Below are 19467 nucleotides of genomic sequence, written 5' to 3'. Positions count from 1 at the left end.
ATGGACGCAAGCATTCTCACCGCGAAGAACCTTAGCAAAGTGGTCCCCAGCGCGGAAGGTGAACTGACCATCCTGCACGAACTCAGCCTGGAACTGAACAAGGGCGACAGCCTGGCCATCGTCGGCGCTTCCGGTTCCGGCAAATCTACCCTGCTGGGCCTGCTGGCCGGCCTCGACCTGCCGAGCAGCGGTGAGGTCACCCTCGCCGGGCAAGGCCTGAGCAACCTCGATGAAGACCAGCGCGCTCGCATTCGTGCCGAGCATGTGGGATTTGTCTTCCAGTCGTTCCAGCTGCTCGACAGTCTCAACGCCCTGGAAAACGTCATGCTGCCGCTTGAGCTCGACGGGCGCAAAGATGCCCGTGAACGCGCCACCCAATTGCTGCAGCGGGTGGGCCTTGGCCAACGCCTGACTCACTCGCCTCGCCAACTATCCGGTGGTGAGCAGCAACGCGTGGCGATTGCCCGTGCGTTTGCTGCCGAACCCGACGTGCTGTTCGCCGACGAGCCCACCGGCAACCTCGACAGCCATACGGGCGAGCGCATCAGCGACCTGCTGTTCGAACTCAACAAAGAGCGCGGCACGACCCTGGTGCTGGTGACCCACGACGAACGCCTGGCCCATCGCTGCCGGCGCCTGATCCGTCTTGAAGCCGGCCTGCTGGTCGCCCCTCTGGAGCCTTGATGGTACGCATGCCGCTGTTGCGCCTGTTCAGTCTCGCCATCCGCCAGTTATTGCGCGACGCCCGCGCCGGTGAGTTGCGCGTGTTGTTTTTCGCCCTGCTGGTGGCCGTAGCCGCCAGTACTGCCATCGGCTACTTCGGCGCCCGCCTGAACGGCGCCATGATGTTGCGCGCCACCGAGTTCCTCGGTGCCGACCTGTTGCTCGAAGGCAGTTCGCCGGCACGGCCGGAACAGATCAGTAGCGGCACGGGACTAGGACTCGAACATGCACAGGTGGTGGAGTTCTCCAGTGTCATCGCCACCGACAACGGCATCCAGCTGTCCAGCATCAAGGCGGCCGACGACGTCTATCCGCTGCGCGGCGAACTCAAGAGTGCCCCCACCCCTTTTGCCCCGCAAGAGCCAGGCGGTGGACCGAAACCCGGTGAAGCCTGGGTCGAGGCGCGACTGCTGACGGCGCTGGAGCTGAAGATCGGCGACAGCATCGACGTGGGCATGAAAACCCTGAAGCTGGCACGCGTGCTGACCTACGAGCCGGACCGTGCCGGCAACTTCTACAGCCTGACGCCGCGGGTGTTGATCAATCTCAGTGACCTGCAGGCCACTGGCGTGGTGCAACCGGGCAGCCGGGTCAGCTACCGCGAACTGTGGCGCGGCGATGCCCAGGCGCTGGAAACCTATCGGCAACTGATCAAACCGGGGCTCGCCGCCAACCAGCGCCTGCAGGACGCCCGCGATGGCAACCGGCAGATCGGTGGCGCGCTGGGCAAGGCCGAGCGTTATCTGAATATGGCCAGTCTGGTGGCGGTGTTGCTGGCCGGTGTCGCGGTGGCGCTGTCGGCAACGCGCTTCGCCACCCGGCGCTTTGATGCCAGTGCGTTGTTACGCTGCCTGGGGTTGTCCCGTCGGGAAACCCTGCTGCTGTTCAGTTTACAGCTGACCGTCCTGGGACTGCTCGCCAGTCTGAGCGGCGCCGCCATTGGCTGGCTGGCGCAACTCGGCCTGTTCGCCCTGCTGCATGATCTGCTGCCGACCGATGTGCCGCCGGGCGGCCTGTTTCCGGCCTTCGCCGGAATCGGTACGGGGCTTGTGGCCCTGGCCGGCTTTGCCTTGCCACCTCTGGCGGCCCTGGGTCGGGTTCCACCCCTGCGGGTATTACGTCGCGACATGTTGCCGATTCCTTCCAGCACCTGGATGGTCTACGGCGCGGCACTGGGCGCCCTCGGGCTGATCATGTGGCGCCTGAGCCTGGACCTGGTGCTGACCTTCGCCCTGCTCGGCGGCGGGGTGATTGCAGCGCTGGTGCTGGGCGGACTGCTGTTGCTGCTGCTCAAAAGCCTGCGGCGCCTGCTCGCTCGCGCGTCCTTGCCTTGGCGGCTTGGACTCGGTCAATTACTGCGTCATCCGCTGGCAGCAGCAGGGCAATCCCTGGCCTTCGGCCTGATTCTGTTGTCGATGGCGCTGATCGCCCTGCTGCGCGGAGAGCTGCTGGACACCTGGCAGAACCAGTTGCCGAAAAACGCACCCAATTATTTCGCCTTGAACATCCTGCCGGCAGACAAACAGGCCTTCACCGATCGACTGATCGCCGTATCGGCACAATCGGCGCCGCTGTACCCGGTAGTGCCCGGGCGCCTGATCAGCATTAACGGTGACCCGGTGCAGGACATTGTCAGCAAGGACTCGGCGGGTGATCGCGCCATCCAGCGCGACCTGAGCCTGACCTGGGCGGCGGACCTCCCCGCGGGTAATAAAATCACCGCGGGCACATGGTGGAGCGATCAGGCACCCGACGATATTCCTGGGGTGTCGGTGGAAGGCAAGGTTGCCGAAAGCCTGAAGCTCAAGCTCGGCGACCATATGATTTTCACCGTCGGCGGAGTCAACCGCGAGGCGAAAGTCACCAGTCTGCGCGAGATCAACTGGGACAATTTCCAGCCCAACTTCTTCATGATCTTCCAGCCCGGCACCCTGAAGGACCTGCCGGCGACCTACCTGACCAGTTTTTATCTGGCGGCCGGCCATGACCAGCAGATCGTTGACCTGTCCCGCAGTTTTCCGGCAGTGACGATCCTGCAAGTCGAAGCGTTGCTGGAGCAATTGCGCAGCATCCTCGCCCAGGTCACTCTGGCGGTGGAATACGTGCTGTTGTTCGTACTGGCGGCGGGGATGGCGGTGTTGTTCTCCGGCTTGCAGGCGACGCTGGATGAACGCATTCGCCAAGGCGCACTGCTGCGGGCGCTGGGCGCAGAGCGGCAATTACTGGTCAAGGCTCGGCGTATCGAGTTTGGTTTGCTCGGCGCGGTCAGCGGCTTGTTGGCGGCACTGGGTTCGGAAGTCGTGAGCCTGGTGCTCTACCGTTTTGCGTTTGACCTGCCGTGGCATCCGCATCCGTGGCTGTTGGTACTGCCATTGATCGGTGCCGTGTTGATCGGTGGTGCCGGTGTGTTCGGTACCCGTCGCGCCTTGAACGCCAGCCCCCTGACAGTCCTGCGCGAGGGTTGATAGACTCCAGCCATAACCCTCAAAAGAAGTTGCCATGAGCCGTTACCGCCCTCCCCGCACCGCCGGCACCGCGCTGATCACCCCTGAAGGTGAAGCGCGGATGCGTGCCGAGTTTCATGAACTGTGGCACGTGCGCCGCCCGCAAGTGACTCAGGCTGTCAGCGAAGCCGCCGCCCAGGGCGACCGTTCGGAAAACGCCGAATACACCTACGGCAAAAAGATGCTGCGCGAGATCGACAGTCGCGTGCGCTTTCTCACCAAACGTCTGGAAGCGCTCAAGGTCGTCAGCGAAAAACCCAGTGATCCGAACAAGGTCTATTTCGGCGCCTGGGTCACGATTGAAGACGAGGACGGCAAGGAGGCACGTTACCGCATTGTCGGGCCGGATGAACTGGACCTCAAGCAAGGGCTGATCAGCATCGACTCACCATTGGCCCGAGCCCTGATCGGCAAGGCACTCGACGCCGAGGTCCGGGTGCAGACGCCGACCGACGAGCAGTGCGTGTACATCGTTGCGATCGAATATCCCTGAAATGCAACGCGGTGAGTCAACGGCGGGTAATCAGGCCTTGCCGGGCGACACGGGTCAGTTGCTTGATGACTTCGGGAGCCTCTTCGACACTGGGGGACTGAATCACCGCCAGATCAAAACTGTCATTGGCAAAACGGGCCAGGGATTCACCGTCTTCGACAAACTGGATCAGGAAGGCTGCCGGACCGCCGGTACGACGTGGCCAGCCGTCGAGATACCGCAGGAGCGTCGGCTGATGGTTGCCGCCAAGCAGGATTTTTGGATTGCGCTGGGTGAGATGTGCCGTGATCGGCGCGGGACGTACAACAGGGTTTAATGCATTCATTGTGTCGTGTCTCTGCCTCAAAAGTCTGCATGGCAGGTGAGAGGCAACACCGAACCAGCGCTTTAGCGGTATTTCGAAGCCTGTTTCAAGCTTCTGTCGGTGACTGAATGAGTCACCTGGCGCCCCGCAAGTAGCTGTTTAAATCGGCGCATGAGCAACATCCTAGAGAAGCTGACCGGACAGTGTCAAGAATGACGCAAAACAAAAAAGGCCTGCGCAATGCAGGCCTTTATCATTGAACCAGAGCGGTCAGTCGGCGATGAGGCGGTCCGCCGAAAGCTTGCCGGCGCCTTCGATCAACACCGCGATGCTGCCACCGAGCAAGGCCAGGGCGAACTCATACCCGTTGTTGGCCATGAACAGACCGTTGCTGATGTGTACCGAGAAAATCGCCACCAGCGAAAGAAAGGTCAGGCCCAGCGCCGCCGGACGAGCCAGCAGGCCGATGATCAAGGCCAGGCCGCCAAAAAACTCGGTCCCCCCCGCCAGCGTCGCCATCAGGTAGCCCGGCGCCAGGCCGATGCTTTCCATGTACTGCGCGGTGCCGGCCAACCCGTAACCACCGAATGCCCCGAAGAGCTTCTGCGCGCCATGGGCCGCGAAGATGATGCCGACGAAGATGCGCAATACCGTCAAACCGTAGCCGGCGCGGGTAAACAGTACTCTGTTGATCAATGTGCTCATGCTGTTGCTTCCTTGTAGTGGGTTGGCCGCTATATTAATCAGTAAATTCCATGTTAAAAGCGCAAAAAATTCAACATCACCATCGAATATTTCGATTATTTACTTGATACCACCTTTTGTCCCTGGGGCTCCAGTGACTCGCGTTCTCGATCGAACGCCAGGTAATACTTGTTCACGCTATTAACATAGCTGACAGGTCCCATTCCCACTTGCTCCATGGCGATACGTTCCACCTGGAAGAACCACTGATTGGGATTCAACCCGCGCCGGCGAGCTTCGGCGCGCATTCCCTGGACCCGCTCCGGCCCGATGTTGTAGGCCGCCAGCACGAAGGCCATACGCTCTCTTTCATTGAGTTTGGGACTGGCAAAGAACTTGCGGCGGATCAACGCCAGGTACTTGGCCCCGGCCTGTACATTGCCGTCGAGTTCCTGAAAATTGTTCACCCCCACCCGCTGGGCAGCGGAAGGCGTGATCTGCATCAGGCCGGTCGGCCCACCGCCGCTACGGGCCGGCGGCTGCAGGCCCGACTCCTTGAACGCCAGCGCCGCCAGGTTCAGCCAGTCCATGCCTTGGGCTGCGGCATGCTTTTGCAATACCGGGCGCAGTTTTTCCAGGCGCTGGCGATCCGCCTTGGCCAAGGGATAATGCACTTGATACAGACGGCGATAGATCCGCAGGAATGCGGCATCCTGATCCGATGGTGATTTGTAGCCGGTAAGGAAGCGATCGATGCTGGCCCGTAACATCGACGCATCGCGGCGCACGAACCAGAACTCTTCGCCCGGTTCGCTGATCTGCACCTGTCGGTCCAGACGCAATTTAGGCAGGATCTTGCCCCAGCGCTCGGCGATCGGAAGCTCAACGATGGTCAGGTGAAAGATCCCGCCCTGCACCATCTCCAGCACATCCTCGACCGCCAGACTGGGATCGACCCACTCGATCGTCACCGGCGGCAACTTGTGCAGCGCGAGTTTTTGATTGATTTGACTGACGGCGTCACCGGCTGCGCTGCCGGCGGGCAAGGCCAGGGTTTTACCCGAGAGTTGTTCGAGACGGGTATAGCGCCGTTCACCTTTGATGCCCACCAAAACCAGTGGAATGTTGCTGGCAATCGGCTCGCTGCTGCTGACGGCGTAGCCCGGTTGCAGATCAAGCAATTCCCCGGGGGCCACCAGGTCGCCCTCTCCGCGCTGCAGCGCGCCGAGCAATTGATCCTTGGCCCTGGGGATGATTTTGAGGGTGACTTCCTGGCCGTCCCGGGCGTGCCCGTTGAGGTATTGCTCAAAGGCCCGCAGCCGATGGTATTCGACCCCGATGGCCTGCCCCTGGACTTCGCCGGAACTGTTACGGCTCTGATTGACCAGCACCCGCAACACGCGACTGCTGCGAATTTCCGAGAGGTCACGCACCTTTGCTGTCGGCACGGCTTGCAGTGGCCCGGGCAGACGCGCGACCGCCGGAAACGGCAGTAGCAGCGAGCAGCACAGCAGTAGCAGAACCGAGGGACGAATCATCCACTCTCCGGAAAAGTAATGAGACCGCGCTCATGACGAACGGCATCTAATTCGGCGACAAAAGTCCAATGTTCACGACACTGGCAAAGCGAGAAAGACTGGCACAATGACATCAAAACTACCAATACAACCGCGTTCGCGCCTCAAGAGACACCTTTAACTCATTGTAGTTCTTGGCTTTTCTTTTAAATCCGTGGCTCTGATATGCTTTCCGGCCTTTGGTCCGAGGTAGAACCATGCAACTCATCGATATCGGCGTCAACCTGACCAACCCCAGTTTTGCCGACAAACACCAGGCCGTACTCGACCGCGCCTACGCCGCCGGGGTCTGCCAATTGGTGCTCACCGGCACCAGCGTCGAGGGCAGCGAGCAGGCGCTGGAACTGTGCCGGCAATTGGATGAAAGTACTCAGCAGCTGTTCGCCACGGCGGGCATTCACCCCCACTCGGCCAGCGACTGGAATGCCGACAGCGCCCGGCGTCTGCGTAGCCTGCTCGAGGAGCCGAATGTGGTGGCCGTGGGCGAATGCGGGCTGGACTTCAATCGCGACTTCTCGCCGCGCCCACAGCAGGAAAAGGTACTCGAAGAACATCTGGCGCTGGCGGTCGAGTTGCAGTTGCCTGTGTTCCTGCACGAGCGTGATGCCAGCCAGCGATTGCTGGAGATCCTGCGCGACTTCCGTGATCAACTGCCAGCCGCGGTAGTGCATTGCTTCACCGGAGAACAGAAAGCGCTGTTCAGTTATCTCGACCTGGACCTGCATATCGGTATTACCGGGTGGATCTGCGATGAACGCCGGGGCACGCACCTGCATCCGCTGGTTCGGGAGATTAAGCGCGGGCGCCTGATGCTGGAAAGCGATGCGCCATACCTGCTGCCGCGCAGCCTGCGACCCAAGCCGAAGAACGGGCGTAACGAGCCTGCATACCTGACTGAAGTCTTGCGTGAAGTGGCCTTGCATCGCGGTGAAACCCATGAAGATCTGGCCGCGCACACGACTGCATGTGCACGGGCGTTCTTCGGTTTGCCCGCGATTTCCCAATAGTCTCAAATCTTCTGTGGGAGCGATCAGGTTCGCTTCCACAATGGATCCAGGTGAAACAAGATTGATGTTCACCACTGAACACCTGTGGGAGGGAGCCCGGCAACATTAAATTTGACCATGCCCCCTATCGCCCTGATAGCCAGTGTTGATTCGCCGTCCTCACTGACCGGGCCTATCCTTCAATCATGAGTTCAGTACGGATTGAGGATCAGCATCATGGGCAAACGTCATCCCAACCTTCCCGCCTGGCAATGGCGTGCCTACCCGGGCAATCACCAGCACCCGGCCAATCTGGTGCTGCATCTGATCGCCGTGCCGCTGTTCATCGTCGCCTTTCTCCTGATCGTGTCCGGGGTCTTCGGCCTGAACCTGGCTAACTTCGCCATCGGCGTGGTCGGCTTGTTTGCCGCCTTGGGCTTGCAACGCCACGGTCACAGCCTGGAAGAGCAAGCCTCAGAACCGTTCAGTGACCGCAAGGACGCCGTATCGCGGTTGCTGGTCGAACAGTTCCTGACCTTCCCGCGCTTTTTTCTCAGCGGTGGCTGGTGGCGCGCCTGGCGTGAGCGCCACCGCCGTCACTGATCAGGCAAAAACCGTCACGGTCTGGCGGCTCATCGCGATCAACCGGCCATCCGCGCTCCACATCTTCGCTGCGGCATGCCCGTAACCGTCGGCGGCATGCTCGGTTTCAACCAGGTATTTGCACCAGTGCAGCGTACTCAGTTCGAGCAACGGCTGGACGAACTCAATGGTCCAGGTCAGGGTGCTACCTGCCGCCGGTTTCTTCAAAAACGGCATCAAGGCGGGTGGCCAGGCGTCCACCAGTGCCAGAATGTGCGCTTCACCGACTGCCTCTTCCTGGTCCCCGCGCAAGCGCACCCAGCCACCCATCTGCCGTGAGGTGTTGCCGGTGAACGGCAGCCCGCCAACACTCCAGCGCATCGCCAGGTGGCGCATGAATTCTGGAACAACGCCTTCGATGAACGGCAGTTCCTGGCAATCATCCCAGTGTTTCATCTCTGGCGCCGATTGCGCCGTCACCGCCACTTCCGATGGGCGCGAAGCGCCAAAGCTGCCCTGGATCAGGGTCACCACCTGCCCTTTCTGCATGACCCGCCCCAGCACCTGACTGACCGCCTTGCCTTCACGCAGCACGTCAACTTCAAAACTGACCGGAACCTCAGGCTCAACCGGACCAACGAAGGTGATCGCCAGCGAGCGCACCAGACGCTCCGCTGGAACTCTGGCCCGCATGGCTTCGTACTGCAAAGCGGCCACCAGGCCACCGAAACTGGCTCGCCCCTGTGCCCAGGATGCCGGAATAGACAGTTCCTGCGGCTGGCGGCGGACGGCGTCGAGCAGATCGGAAAAGCGCATGAAAACCTCAAGGACAGGAAAAGTATGTAGGGATCTTAACCAGCCGGCGAGACGGATACAGCACCTGTTCCGGCCAAATTGGCTGACAGATGAGCCGCGCCATCAATAGGAGCTGCCGCAGGCTGCGATGCTTTGATCTTGAAAAGCAAAATCAAAAGATCGCAGCCTGCGGCAGCTCGTACAGGGGTGCTTGAACTCAGGATTTGAAACAGTCAGCGCTGAGTTTGTCGAGGACACGGTCGGAACGCTGTTCGGCCTTGGCCATGTTGGCTTTCCAGACGGCGACACACGGCTGCAAATCGGCCTCATGCTCGGCAAGGGCCAGCCACTGCACGCAATCGTGCCAGTCACCCAGCGCGCCTTGCGCCGACTTCAATCGAGGCATTGCCTTTTTTGGCAGGCGATCCAGTTCAGGGTAGGCATCGATACCATAACGCACGCGTTTGATCAGTAAACGCAGGCGATGACGGTCGTGCGCCGGGTCCTGCAGGGCCGAGTCGAGTTTCGTCCACTGTTTGTCCAGACGCTTTTCGATGCGCTTGCGCAGGCCCTTGAGCAAGCCCTGCCGCTCGCTGGCGCGTAAAAAACGCGGAAAAGCGTCAAGGATGATCAGCAACTGCGCCAGCTCGGGACTGGTCGCTACCAGCGGATACGCCTTGGCCATTTGCGCCGCCCGCCGCTGTCCGGCTTCGGCTTGATCGTGTTCGAGCAAATACGCCGCCATCACCTCGCGATCACGCAACGGTGTGGTCAGATCGCCCACGCTCGAGGCCGCTGCTTCGAGCTGCTCTACGCCGGGCAAGCCGCGCAGCGGCCGCAACAGGCTGCGCAGGCGACGCATCGTGGTACGCAGATCGTGCAAGGCCTCCGGGTCGGTACGCTGGCTCAAGCGCGCCTGACAGGCCAGTAATCGAACTTCCAGACCCAGGACATGGGCCACCAATCGATTGATCATCGGTTTACTCCGTAAACAGCGGCAAGTTGCCAGCTTCCAGCTACAGGTCAAACGTGACAGGTTCGACTTGCAGCTTGCAGCCTATAACTTGTAACTGTTTTTGACCTTCAACGGCCCGCGCGGGATTCGCGGATATAGAAGCGTGCCTTCTCGGCTTTGTGAGTACAGCCTTCGAACCCTTCGAATTGCTGCTGCGTCTTGGCCGCGGTCAACAACGACAGGGCCTTGGAGTAGCTGACAGTCCCGGCGAAACCCTCAGCCTTGGCCAGGTCCAGCTCATGCCATGCTGCATCGAGCTGGCTACCACAGCTGTCGCGGTAGGCGGTTTTACCGGCACAACCGGCAAGCGCCAGGGCGATCAGGGGCACACAAATCCAGGCTTTCATCATTTACTCCTCTACAGATGGGAAACAGTCATGCAGTTAAGACGGCCTGGCACCTGAAAAGTGCCTCGGACCTGACGCGCAAACTATAGCGCCACCACGACCACATGCCGCCATCAAGTGTCGAAAATACGACACCCCTGGCTCACCAGACGACCTTGACGATTGATGCATGCCTGTCGATGGGTGCATTGTTGAAGCTGATCAAACGAGGGTGGTTCATGAAAAAGCGTGTTGCATTGGTACTGGGCTCCGGAGGAGCGCGGGGTTATGCGCATATCGGCGTCATCGAAGAGATCGAACGGCGCGGTTATGACATTGCCTGCATCGCCGGGTGCTCCATGGGAGCGGTAGTAGGCGGCATCTATGCCGCCGGCAAACTCGACGAGTACCGCGACTGGATCGAGAGCCTGGACTATCTCGACGTGCTGCGCCTGGTGGACGTCAGCTTTCGCCTGGGAGCGATTCGCGGCGAGAAAGTATTCGGGCAGATCCGCAAGATCGTCGGCGACATCAATATCGAAGACCTGCGCATCCCTTACACGGCGGTGGCCGCCGACCTGACCAACCAGCAGGAAATCTGGTTCCAGGAAGGCTGCCTGCATCAAGCCATGCGTGCGTCGGCGGCAATCCCGAGCCTGTTCACCCCGGTGATGCAGGGTAATCGCATGCTGGTAGACGGCGGCATTCTCAACCCGTTGCCGATCGTGCCGGTGGTATCGAGCCATTGCGACCTGATCATCGCGGTCAACCTCAACTCCACCAACCAGCGTCACTATCAATTACCGGTGATCCAGCGTCCCGCCGCGTTCAAGACCCGGTTCGACAGCCTGATCAACTCCCTGGGCTCGAAGTTTCCGTTCCGGCGTAAACAGGCGGAACAACTGCTGATACTGGAACAGGAGGCCTTCAGGGCCGAAGGGGCCGATCCCAACCCGTGGATCGAGTCTGCCGAGCCCGAAGCCCAGCAACCGGCAGCCGCTCCAGAGGCTTCAGGCGCGCCGCGCTCCGCCACGGGCTCATTCATCATCGACAACGTGGGACCTGCGTCCTTGCTGGATTTGATCAACCAGAGTTTCGAGGTGATGCAGACTTCATTGGCGCAGTACAAGATCGCCGGCTATCCGCCGGATATCCTGATCAACGTGCCGAAGCGGGTATGCCGGTTCTTCGAGTTCTACAAGGCGCCGGAGTTGATCGCCCTGGGCCGGGAGATTGCGCGGGATACGCTGGATCGGTATGAGAGTGAGCAGAACTGAGCATCTGGAAATTTCCCGGTGAATGTCAGGTCCTCATCGCGAGCAGGCTCGCTCCCACGGGATGCATTGCAAAGTGGGAGCGAGCCTGCTCGCGATGAGACAACACTTGGACTAAAGGCTGCCCTCACTCAACAACCGATACCCCACCCCCGCCTCGGTCACGATAAACCGCGGTCGGGTTGGGTCGTCCGCCAGTTTCTGGCGCAAATGGCCCACAACAATCCGCAGATAATGACTGTCCTCGGTATGAGTCGGCCCCCAGATATCCTTGAGCAGTTGCTGCTGAGTAATCACCCGCCCGGGATGCCGCGCCAGTTGCGCGAGCACCGCATACTCCTTGCGGGTCAACGCGACTTCAACGCCGTCGAGCAACACCCGGCGATAGGCCAGGTCGACAGTTAACGGGCCAAAAGTCAGCGCCGCCGACCGAGCTTCACCTACCGGCGCCTGACGCAGCAAGGCGCGAATCCGCGCGAGAAATTCCTGAATGCCGAACGGCTTGGTCACGTAGTCATTGGCGCCACCATCCAGGGCCTCGACTTTCTGCCCCTCGCCGGCGCGCACCGAGAGCACCAGCACCGGCACCGTCGACCATTCGCGAAACTCGCGCAGCACCTGCTGGCCGTCCATGTCCGGCAGGCCGAGGTCGAGCACCAGCAGGTCCGGCTTGTTCAGCGCGGCCTGGGCCAGCCCTTCGCTGCCCGTTCCGGCCTCCAACACTTTATAGCCCTGAGAGGCGAGGCTGATGCGCAGGAATTTGCGGATCTGCGGTTCGTCGTCGATGACCAGAATGGTCGTGGTCTGGCTCATGAATTCATATCAACACAATTGAGTGGCAAGAGAGTAACGCACGCGCGCTCAGGCTTCACTTTCATATCCTGGCTGCGCCTGCAAAGGCAGATGCAAGGTAATGCAGGTGCCGCGTCCCTCTATGCCATCGGCAACGCTGATACGTCCACCATGGGCGCCGACCATGCCCTGACAAATCGCCAGCCCCAGCCCGGTACCCTGCCCGCCCCGATCTCCGCGCGCAGCGGTGTAGAACATGTCGAAAATCTTCGTCCTATCCGCTTCCGGAATCCCCGGGCCTTCGTCGCTCACCGAGAAGAACAGCTCACTGTCGTCAGCGCCGGCACGCAATTGCAATCGCCCGTGGGTCGGCGAGAAACGTGCGGCGTTTTCCAGCACATTGATCAGCGCCTGTTCGATCAGCGCGGCGTGGACGTACAGCAGGGGCAACTGCGCCGGCACGTCGGTACTGACCTGCAACGATGAGAGCACCGTGCGCAGGCGATTGAGTGCACTGCCGACGATATCGGCCGGCGACACCCAGTCGCGTGCCAGCTTCAAGGCTCCGTGCCCGAGGCGTGTCATGTCCAGCAGATTCTGGATATAGCGATCGAGGCGTTCGGCTTCATCGCGGGTGCCTTCGAGCAGTTCACGGCGATCCTCCAGCGGTATCGCTTCACCAAGCGCCAGCAGGCTGTCGATGCTGCCGCGCATGGAGGTCAGCGGCGTGCGTAAATCGTGGGACACCGAGGCCAGCAAGGCACTGCGCAGTTGCTCGGTTTCGCCGTGCAAGCGCGCCGCTTCCAGGTCGTCAGCCAATTGTGCCCGGGCCAGGGCCTGGGCCAGAGGCTGGCTCAATGCGGTCAGCAGGCGCCGACGCTGACCGCTCAAGGCATGGCCTTCTTTGGCGCACACACCCAGCAGTGCCAACGGTCCATCCTCCACCGACAGCGGCCACCACCACCATTTCCCGAATGGCAAGGTGCCGGTGCCGGCACCCGCCGGTTGATCGTGTTGCCAGGCCCAATCGGCGGCGGCGCGCTCGGCTTCGGAAAACTCCAGTGGGCCACCTGTTTCGACTTTCCAGCCGCTTTGTCCATCGCGATTAAGCAGACACAATTGCAGATCGTTCCAGGCGTTGAGATGTTGCGCGGCAGCGCTGACCACCGCTTGCCGATCGGTGGCAGCCGTGAGTTTGCGCGACAGATCGAGCAGTTCCGTAGTCTCTTCCTGGGTATCGCGCAGGGCCTGCAACTGCCTGCGCTGACGTGCCGCGAGGTTGCCGGTAAGCGCCGCCATCAAGAGGAAAAACACCAAGGTCAGCACGTCTTCTTCGCGCTGGATGTGAAAGGAAAAATTCGGTGGTATGAACAAAAAGTCGTAGGTCAGAAACGACAACGCCGCACATACCAGGGCAGGTCCCAGGCTGCTGCGTACCGCCACCAGCAACACCGCGGCGAGGAACACCAGCGAGATGTTAGGCAGCGCCAGCACACTCGACACCGCCCAGGCCAAGGCACTGGCCAGCACCGTCGCCACCAGCGCCAGGGCGTAGTCGAACCACACCAACGATTGCAGCGAACGCTGACGCGGCTGATGCCGTTCATGATCACTGTCGAGCACGTTGATTTCCAGGCCCCGGGCGTTGCGCAACAACCGCGCCGCCAGACCACCGCCGAACAGGCGTCGACGCCAACGAGGCCTGGACTGCCCGACCAGAAGCAGGCTGGCGCGACGTTCGGTGGCGTGCTGGATCAGGGTTTTTGCCACTTCGCCGGCCCGCAGCAGCACCACTTCGCCACCCAGGCGTTCGGCCAGTTGCTGGGCACTTTGCAGGCGCAGGCGCGATTGCTCGTCGCGCACGCTGCCGTTGTCCACGTGCACCAGGCTCCAGGGCAGATGCCGGCGCTGGGCCACACGACAGGCATGACGCACCAGGCGCTCGGCCTGGTCATCACCGTCGACACCGACCAATAATCGACCACGCACCGCCGGGGCCGACTGGCCGAGCTGACGATAACCCTGGGCCAGATCATTATCGACCTGGGCCGCCGCCGCTTGCATCGCCAACTCGCGCAAGGCGGTCAGGTTGGTCTGGGAGAAAAAGGCATCGATGGCCGCCCGCGCCTGCTCCGGCACGTAGACTTTGCCATCGCGCAGTCGCTCCAGCAGCTCCCGTGGTGGCAAGTCGATCAACAGCAGTTCGTAAGCTTCCTGCAGGACCCAGTCCGGCAGGGTTTCACGGACCTGCACACCGGTGATGCCACGCACTTGATCGTTGAGACTTTCCAGGTGCTGGACATTGACCGTGGTGTACACGTCGATGCCGGCGGCCAGCAGCTCTTGAATGTCCTGCCAGCGTTTTTCGTGGCGGCTGCCGGGGGCGTTGGTGTGGGCCAGTTCGTCCACCAACACCAGTTTCGGCCTGGCCGCCAGCAGTGCGTCGAGGTCCATTTCCTCGAGCTGCACGCCCCGGTACTCCGAACGGAGCAAAGGCTGCTGCGGCAAGCCTGAGAGCAACGCCTCGGTTTCGGCGCGGCCGTGGGTTTCAACCACGCCGGCAATGATTTTCACGCCTTGACGCAGTTGGCTGTGCGCCGCTTGCAGCATGGCGTAGGTCTTGCCGACACCCGGCGCGGCCCCGAGAAAAACCTTGAGCCGGCCACGGCCATCACGGGGCAGGTTTGCTAACAGCGCGTCGGCGCGGCCGGAGTCGCTCATGCTTGGGGATCTCTTCATTCAGGTAGTGATGTGGTGACTGGCAAGCCGCCTTCGCGAGCAAGCCCGCTCCCACACTCGAACTCTGTAGCACTGTAGATCGAATGTGAGGGTGGGCTTGCTCGCGAATTGCCGTGCCACCGTTTTACAACTTCTCAAGCGCCATGTTCAGCGCCAGTACATTCACCACCGGCGGCCCCACCAGTGGCCGCTCGATATGCGCATCCAGCAGGTTTTGCAGCGTCGCCAGCGGCACATTACGCACCGCCGCGACACGCGCCAGTTGATAGGCAATCGCAGCCGGTGGCAAGTGCGGATCAAGGCCACTGCCCGACGTCGTGACCAATGCCAGCGGCACTGGGCCCTGGCCGGGCACCAGCAGTTTGCCGGCGTCGTCGACCACCCGGGTGGCCAGCGCCGGATTGCTCGGCGCCAGGTTGCTGGCGCTGCTCGACACCGTGGCAAAGGCACCGGCGGAAGGACGCGAATGGAACCAGGCGTCACCGACAAAATCCTGGGCGATCAGCGACGAGCCACGGACCTTGCCTTCGGCATCGCGGACAAGGCTGCCATTGGCCTGGTCGGGGAACGCGACCTGGGCCACACCGGTGACGACCAGGGGATAGGCGACGCCGGTGATCAGCGTCATCAGGACCAGCAGGCTCAGGGCCGGGCGTATCATTGTGGACATTTCACAATCCTCGAATTCAATGGCAAACATTGCGGGGTGTCAGTTGCAACCAACCCTCACCCCTGCCCTCTCCCGGCGGGAGAGGGGGCCAATCTCCGTTTTCAAAACAGAAGTTCGACTCGCAACTTCAGGTGCAGCACATCTGACAAACAACTCGATCAGTCCCCTCTCCCCCTGGGAGAGGGTTGGGGCGAGGGCTGGATTTCGAGCCATTCCGCGCCTGCGCAATCGCCTGACACCTACACCAGATGCAACGCCGTCAACAGCATGTCGATCGCCTTGATACCCACGAACGGCACCAGAAGCCCGCCCAGGCCGTAGATCAACAGATTGCGCCGCAACAGCGCCGCTGCACTCACCGCCTGCACCCGCACCCCCCGCAGCGCCAACGGAATCAACACCACGATGATCAGGGCGTTGAACACAATCGCCGAGAGAATCGCGCTCTGCGGACTGCTCAGATGCATGACGTTGAGCACACCCAGTTGCGGATAGATCGCGGCAAACAGGGCCGGCAAGATCGCGAAGTACTTGGCCACGTCGTTGGCGATGGAGAAAGTCGTCAGCGCACCACGGGTGACCAGCAACTCCTTGCCAACCTGCACCACGTCCAGCAGCTTGGTCGGATCACTGTCGAGATCGACCATGTTGGCCGCTTCACGCGCCGCTTGCGTGCCGTCATTCATTGCCATGCCGACATCCGCCTGGGCCAGCGCCGGAGCGTCGTTGGCGCCATCGCCACACATCGCCACCAGTCGGCCGTCGTCTTGCTCGTGGCGTATGCGTGCGAGTTTTTTCTCCGGGGTAGCCTCGGCCAGGACGTCATCCACGCCAGCTTCGGCGGCAATGGCAGCGGCCGTCAGCGGGTTGTCGCCGGTGACCATGACGGTGCGAATGCCCAGTTTGCGCAACTCGTCAAAACGCTCGCGGATACCGGGCTTGACCACGTCTTTGAGATGGATTGCCCCCAACAATTTGCCGTCGACGCATACCAGCAGCGGAGTGCCGCCGCTTTGGGCGATCCTGTCGATTTCCCGGGACAGGGCCGGTGCCAGATCGCCACGGTTCAGGCCGACAAACGCCAGCAGCGAATCCACAGCGCCTTTGCGATACACGCGCCCTTGGTAATCGACCCCGGACAGCCGCGTTTCAGCACTGAACGGCACGGCAGTCAGCGCGTCGGCGGACGGCTCCGGCTGGGGATGTGTGCCACGCAGATACTCGACGATCGACTTGCCTTCAGCAGTGTCGTCCGCCAGCGAGGCAAACAATGCGCCTTCGGCCAGCTCCACAGCGTTGACACCCGGCGCCGCATACACTGCTGCACAACGACGATTACCGAACGTGATGGTGCCGGTCTTGTCCAGCAGCAAGACGTGCACATCCCCCGCCGCCTCCACGGCGCGACCTGACTTGGCGATCACGTTCAGGCGCACCAGGCGATCCATCCCGGCAATACCGATGGCCGACAGCAGGCCGCCGATGGTGGTCGGAATCAGCGTGACCAACAACGCTGCCAGGAATACCAGCGGCAGGCTGCCATTGGCGAAGTGGGCGAAAGGTTGCAGGGTGACGACCACCAGCAGGAAGATCAGGGTCAAGCCGATCAGCAGGATGTCGAGCGCTACTTCATTCGGGGTTTTCTGCCGTTTGGCGCCTTCGACCAGGGCAATCATGCGGTCCAGGGTCGATTCGCCAGGGTTGGTGGTGATTTTCACCAACAGCCAGTCGGACACCAATCGTGTATTGCCGGTGACGGCCGAACGATCACCGCCGGACTCACGGATGACCGGCGCCGACTCACCGGTAATCGCCGCTTCGTTGACGGCCGCGATGCCTTCGATCACTTCGCCGTCACCGGGAATCATCTCCCCCGCCTCGACGCGCACCACATCGCCTTTGCGCAGGCTGGTGGCCGGCACCACCTCAAAGGTGCCGTTGCTGGTTTGGCGCCGGGCACTGAGGCCTGCGCTGCCGGCCTTGAGGCTGTCGGCGCGGGCTTTACCGCGGCCTTCCGCCAGGGCTTCGGCGAAGTTGGCGAACAGCACGGTGAACCACAGCCATACGGCAATTTGTGCGGCGACGAAGGTCGGCACCGCCGTGTCGGGAATGAAGCACAGCACGGTGGTCAGGATCGCGGTCAGTTCCACCACCAACATCACTGGCGCACGCTGCAATTGCCGTGGGTCGAGCTTGACGAAGGCTTGCACCAGCGCCGGGCGCCACAGGGCCGAGATCGCGGTTTTCGGTTGTTCCGGCGCCTTGACGACGGCGGTTTTGGTTATGGGCATATTCATCTTCAACTCCCTCAGAAGGCCATGCTCAGATGTTCAGCAATCGGGCCCAACGCCAGTGTCGGCAGGAAAGTAAGGCCACCCACCAGCAAAATGGTCACCGTCAGCAAGGTCACGAACAGCGGGCCGTGAGTCGGGAAGCTGTTCTGGCCGATCGGTGCGGTTTTCTTCATTGCCAGGCTGCCGGCCAGGGCCAGGACCGGGAGGATGTAGCCGAAGCGACCGATCAACATGCCCAGGCCCAGCATCAGGTTGTGGAACGGGGTGTTGGCACCGAAGCCACCTAACGCCGAACCGTTGTTGGCACTGGCCGAGGTGTAGGCGTAGAGCAACTGGCTGAAACCGTGGGCACCGGGGTTGCTTACCGAGGCCACAGGCCCTGGCAGGCTGGCCGCGATCGCACCGAGCACCAGTACGCCGATCGGCATGACCATCAGGGTCACCACCAGCAATTGCACCTCCCTGGCTTGCAGTTTCTTGCCGAGATATTCCGGGGTGCGGCCGATCATCAGGCCGGCGAGGAACACCGCAATCAACACGTTGAGCAACATGCCGTAGAGCCCGGCACCGACGCCTCCGAAGATCACTTCGCCAACCATCATGTTGACCAGTGCGACCATGCCGCTCAGCGGGTTGAGGCTGTCGTGCATGGCGTTGACCGAACCGTTCGACGCCGAGGTCGTGGTCACCGACCACAGTACGCTGGCGGTTGTGCCGAACCGTGCTTCCTTGCCTTCCAGCGGCGCGGTCTGTTCTACAGCGACGTTGTTCAGGGCCGGGTTAGGTTGGTACTCGGCCCACAGCGAGGTCGCGCCACCGATCAGGAACAGCGCCAGCATGCAGGCGATGATCGCGCGGCTCTGACGCAGATCCTTCACGTAGTGGCCGAAGGTGAACACCAGCGCAACGGGGATCAGGATGATCGACGCCACCTCGAACAGGTTGCTCCAGGCTGTCGGGTTCTCGAACGGATGCGCCGAGTTGACGCCGAAGAAACCGCCACCGTTGGTGCCCAATTGCTTAATCGCAATCTGGCTGGCCGCCGGGCCGAGCGGGATCACCTGGTCGACGCCTTGCAGGGTCACGGCATTCACGTACTGGGCGAAGGTTTGCGGTACGCCCTGCCACACCAGGTACAACGCCAGCAGCAGGCACAGCGGCAGCAAACCGTAGAGGGTGGCGCGGGTCATGTCGACCCAGAAGTTGCCCAGGGTCTTGGTCGACTTGCGGCCGATACCGCGACACAGCGCAACCAATACCGCCAGGCCGGTGGCGGCGCTGACGAAATTTTGCACAGTGAGACCGGCCATCTGACTCAGATAGCTCAGCGACGCCTCACCGCTGTACGCCTGCCAGTTGGTGTTGGTCATGAAGCTGACGGCGGTGTTGAACGCCAGCGTCCACTCTTGCCCCGGCAGGTTCTGCGGGTTGAGCGGCAAGTGGTCCTGGAGCAACAGGATCGCGAACAACAGCAAAAAGCCCGCAAGGTTGAAAGCGAGCAAGGCCAGTGTGTATTTCTGCCAGCTCTGCTCGGCCTGCGGATCGACACCGGCGACACGATAACAGCCACGTTCCAGCGGCCCGAGGATTGGTGTCAGCCAGGTGCGCTGGCCTTCCATGACCTTGTAATAGAAGCGCCCGAGGAACGGCGCAGGTAGCAATACCAGCGCGAAAAATCCGAGGATTAGCCAATAGTCATAACTGTGCAT

17 protein-coding genes are annotated in these 19467 nt (G+C 61.6%); 6 read left to right on the top strand and 11 right to left on the bottom strand.

What is annotated here, in order from left to right; genetic code table 11:
* From ASE98_RS08465 to greB, 3 genes are read left to right on the top strand one after another with little or no spacing between them, the layout of a single operon-like run.
* On the top strand, positions 1-684 hold the full coding sequence (locus ASE98_RS08465; protein ID WP_060540924.1) for an ABC transporter ATP-binding protein: 684 nt from the start codon (positions 1-3) through the stop codon (positions 682-684).
* Positions 684-3188: an ABC transporter permease gene (locus ASE98_RS08460; protein ID WP_060540923.1), complete on the top strand. Its 2505-nt coding sequence runs from the start codon at positions 684-686 to the stop codon at positions 3186-3188. Before ASE98_RS08465 ends, ASE98_RS08460 begins: the two co-directional genes overlap by 1 nt.
* Before the next feature lie 34 nt (positions 3189-3222).
* Positions 3223-3720 carry a transcription elongation factor GreB gene (gene greB / locus ASE98_RS08455; protein WP_060540922.1) on the top strand — a complete coding sequence of 166 codons (498 nt, stop codon included), beginning with the start codon at positions 3223-3225 and terminating at the stop codon, positions 3718-3720.
* A 16-nt stretch (positions 3721-3736) separates the two neighbouring features.
* Here greB and ASE98_RS08450 read toward each other — a convergent pair whose 3' ends face one another.
* The 3 genes from ASE98_RS08450 to ASE98_RS08440 all read right to left on the bottom strand — a co-directional run bounded on the left by ASE98_RS08450 (position 3737) and on the right by ASE98_RS08440 (position 6246).
* Positions 3737-4045 (bottom strand): hypothetical protein, encoded by a 309-nt coding sequence (locus ASE98_RS08450; RefSeq protein WP_060540921.1) that lies wholly within the window; start codon positions 4043-4045, stop codon positions 3737-3739.
* A gap of 249 nt (positions 4046-4294) precedes the next feature.
* Positions 4295-4729: a DoxX family protein gene (locus ASE98_RS08445; RefSeq protein ID WP_060540920.1), complete on the bottom strand. Its 435-nt coding sequence runs from the start codon at positions 4727-4729 to the stop codon at positions 4295-4297.
* A gap of 95 nt (positions 4730-4824) precedes the next feature.
* Positions 4825-6246, bottom strand: coding sequence for a transglycosylase SLT domain-containing protein (locus ASE98_RS08440; protein ID WP_060540919.1), 1422 nt, complete (start codon positions 6244-6246; stop codon positions 4825-4827).
* Between the two features lie 236 nt (positions 6247-6482).
* Here ASE98_RS08440 and ASE98_RS08435 point away from each other — a divergent pair, with 236 nt between their 5' ends.
* Together ASE98_RS08435 and ASE98_RS08430 are read left to right on the top strand one after the other, a co-directional pair.
* Complete coding sequence (locus ASE98_RS08435; RefSeq protein WP_060540918.1) at positions 6483-7292, top strand: TatD family hydrolase; 810 nt, start codon at positions 6483-6485, stop codon at positions 7290-7292.
* 216 nt (positions 7293-7508) lie between these two features.
* Complete coding sequence (locus ASE98_RS08430) at positions 7509-7874, top strand: terminase (protein WP_060540917.1); 366 nt, start codon at positions 7509-7511, stop codon at positions 7872-7874.
* Here the strand turns inward: ASE98_RS08430 and ASE98_RS08425 are convergent, their stop codons facing one another.
* The 3 genes from ASE98_RS08425 to ASE98_RS08415 form a co-directional block, all read right to left on the bottom strand.
* The gene (locus tag ASE98_RS08425; RefSeq protein WP_060540916.1) at positions 7875-8669 is read right to left on the bottom strand and encodes an acyl-CoA thioesterase; all 795 of its coding nucleotides are present in this window, start codon (positions 8667-8669) and stop codon (positions 7875-7877) included.
* A gap of 196 nt (positions 8670-8865) precedes the next feature.
* Positions 8866-9624, bottom strand: coding sequence for a CHAD domain-containing protein (locus tag ASE98_RS08420; protein ID WP_060540915.1), 759 nt, complete (start codon positions 9622-9624; stop codon positions 8866-8868).
* Between the two features lie 107 nt (positions 9625-9731).
* Positions 9732-10010, bottom strand: coding sequence for a hypothetical protein (locus ASE98_RS08415; protein ID WP_060540914.1), 279 nt, complete (start codon positions 10008-10010; stop codon positions 9732-9734).
* A 218-nt stretch (positions 10011-10228) separates the two neighbouring features.
* On the opposite strand from ASE98_RS08415, the gene ASE98_RS08410 reads away from it, so the two are divergent.
* Positions 10229-11266, top strand: a complete 1038-nt coding sequence (locus tag ASE98_RS08410) for a patatin-like phospholipase family protein (protein WP_060541017.1) — start codon at positions 10229-10231, stop codon at positions 11264-11266.
* Positions 11267-11377: 111 nt separating this feature from the next.
* Here ASE98_RS08410 and ASE98_RS08405 read toward each other — a convergent pair whose 3' ends face one another.
* The 5 genes from ASE98_RS08405 to kdpA all read right to left on the bottom strand — a co-directional run bounded on the left by ASE98_RS08405 (position 11378) and on the right by kdpA (position 19467).
* Positions 11378-12076: a response regulator gene (locus ASE98_RS08405; RefSeq protein ID WP_060540913.1), complete on the bottom strand. Its 699-nt coding sequence runs from the start codon at positions 12074-12076 to the stop codon at positions 11378-11380.
* Positions 12077-12124: 48 nt separating this feature from the next.
* Positions 12125-14776, bottom strand: coding sequence for a sensor histidine kinase (locus ASE98_RS08400; protein ID WP_060540912.1), 2652 nt, complete (start codon positions 14774-14776; stop codon positions 12125-12127).
* Between the two features lie 142 nt (positions 14777-14918).
* The gene (gene kdpC, locus ASE98_RS08395) at positions 14919-15464 is read right to left on the bottom strand and encodes a potassium-transporting ATPase subunit KdpC (protein WP_060541016.1); all 546 of its coding nucleotides are present in this window, start codon (positions 15462-15464) and stop codon (positions 14919-14921) included.
* A gap of 239 nt (positions 15465-15703) precedes the next feature.
* Positions 15704-17761, bottom strand: a complete 2058-nt coding sequence (gene kdpB, locus ASE98_RS08390; protein WP_060540911.1) for a potassium-transporting ATPase subunit KdpB — start codon at positions 17759-17761, stop codon at positions 15704-15706.
* A gap of 11 nt (positions 17762-17772) precedes the next feature.
* The gene (gene kdpA, locus ASE98_RS08385; RefSeq protein ID WP_060540910.1) at positions 17773-19467 is read right to left on the bottom strand and encodes a potassium-transporting ATPase subunit KdpA; all 1695 of its coding nucleotides are present in this window, start codon (positions 19465-19467) and stop codon (positions 17773-17775) included.

The organism is Pseudomonas sp. Leaf48 (genome assembly GCF_001421885.1).
Lineage (GTDB): Bacteria > Pseudomonadota > Gammaproteobacteria > Pseudomonadales > Pseudomonadaceae > Aquipseudomonas.
The sequence above is the reverse complement of the archived record's forward strand: the minus strand, read 5'-3'. Positions and strand labels throughout refer to the sequence as shown.

What these genes read in the sequence shown, in the direction of transcription:
- kdpB (WP_060540911.1), bottom strand. Translation starts at nt 17,761, where the DNA reads ATGAATATGCCCATAACCAAAACCGCCGTCGTCAAGGCGCCGGAACAA.
- ASE98_RS08450 (WP_060540921.1), bottom strand. Translation starts at nt 4,045, where the DNA reads ATGAATGCATTAAACCCTGTTGTACGTCCCGCGCCGATCACGGCACAT.
- ASE98_RS08430 (WP_060540917.1), top strand. Translation starts at nt 7,509, where the DNA reads ATGGGCAAACGTCATCCCAACCTTCCCGCCTGGCAATGGCGTGCCTAC.
- greB (WP_060540922.1), top strand. Translation starts at nt 3,223, where the DNA reads ATGAGCCGTTACCGCCCTCCCCGCACCGCCGGCACCGCGCTGATCACC.
- ASE98_RS08465 (WP_060540924.1), top strand. Translation starts at nt 1, where the DNA reads ATGGACGCAAGCATTCTCACCGCGAAGAACCTTAGCAAAGTGGTCCCC.
- ASE98_RS08410 (WP_060541017.1), top strand. Translation starts at nt 10,229, where the DNA reads ATGAAAAAGCGTGTTGCATTGGTACTGGGCTCCGGAGGAGCGCGGGGT.
- ASE98_RS08435 (WP_060540918.1), top strand. Translation starts at nt 6,483, where the DNA reads ATGCAACTCATCGATATCGGCGTCAACCTGACCAACCCCAGTTTTGCC.
- kdpA (WP_060540910.1), bottom strand. Translation starts at nt 19,467, where the DNA reads ATGCACAGTTATGACTATTGGCTAATCCTCGGATTTTTCGCGCTGGTA.
- ASE98_RS08415 (WP_060540914.1), bottom strand. Translation starts at nt 10,010, where the DNA reads ATGAAAGCCTGGATTTGTGTGCCCCTGATCGCCCTGGCGCTTGCCGGT.
- kdpC (WP_060541016.1), bottom strand. Translation starts at nt 15,464, where the DNA reads ATGTCCACAATGATACGCCCGGCCCTGAGCCTGCTGGTCCTGATGACG.
- ASE98_RS08420 (WP_060540915.1), bottom strand. Translation starts at nt 9,624, where the DNA reads ATGATCAATCGATTGGTGGCCCATGTCCTGGGTCTGGAAGTTCGATTA.
- ASE98_RS08425 (WP_060540916.1), bottom strand. Translation starts at nt 8,669, where the DNA reads ATGCGCTTTTCCGATCTGCTCGACGCCGTCCGCCGCCAGCCGCAGGAA.
- ASE98_RS08405 (WP_060540913.1), bottom strand. Translation starts at nt 12,076, where the DNA reads ATGAGCCAGACCACGACCATTCTGGTCATCGACGACGAACCGCAGATC.
- ASE98_RS08445 (WP_060540920.1), bottom strand. Translation starts at nt 4,729, where the DNA reads ATGAGCACATTGATCAACAGAGTACTGTTTACCCGCGCCGGCTACGGT.
- ASE98_RS08440 (WP_060540919.1), bottom strand. Translation starts at nt 6,246, where the DNA reads ATGATTCGTCCCTCGGTTCTGCTACTGCTGTGCTGCTCGCTGCTACTG.
- ASE98_RS08400 (WP_060540912.1), bottom strand. Translation starts at nt 14,776, where the DNA reads ATGAGCGACTCCGGCCGCGCCGACGCGCTGTTAGCAAACCTGCCCCGT.
- ASE98_RS08460 (WP_060540923.1), top strand. Translation starts at nt 684, where the DNA reads ATGGTACGCATGCCGCTGTTGCGCCTGTTCAGTCTCGCCATCCGCCAG.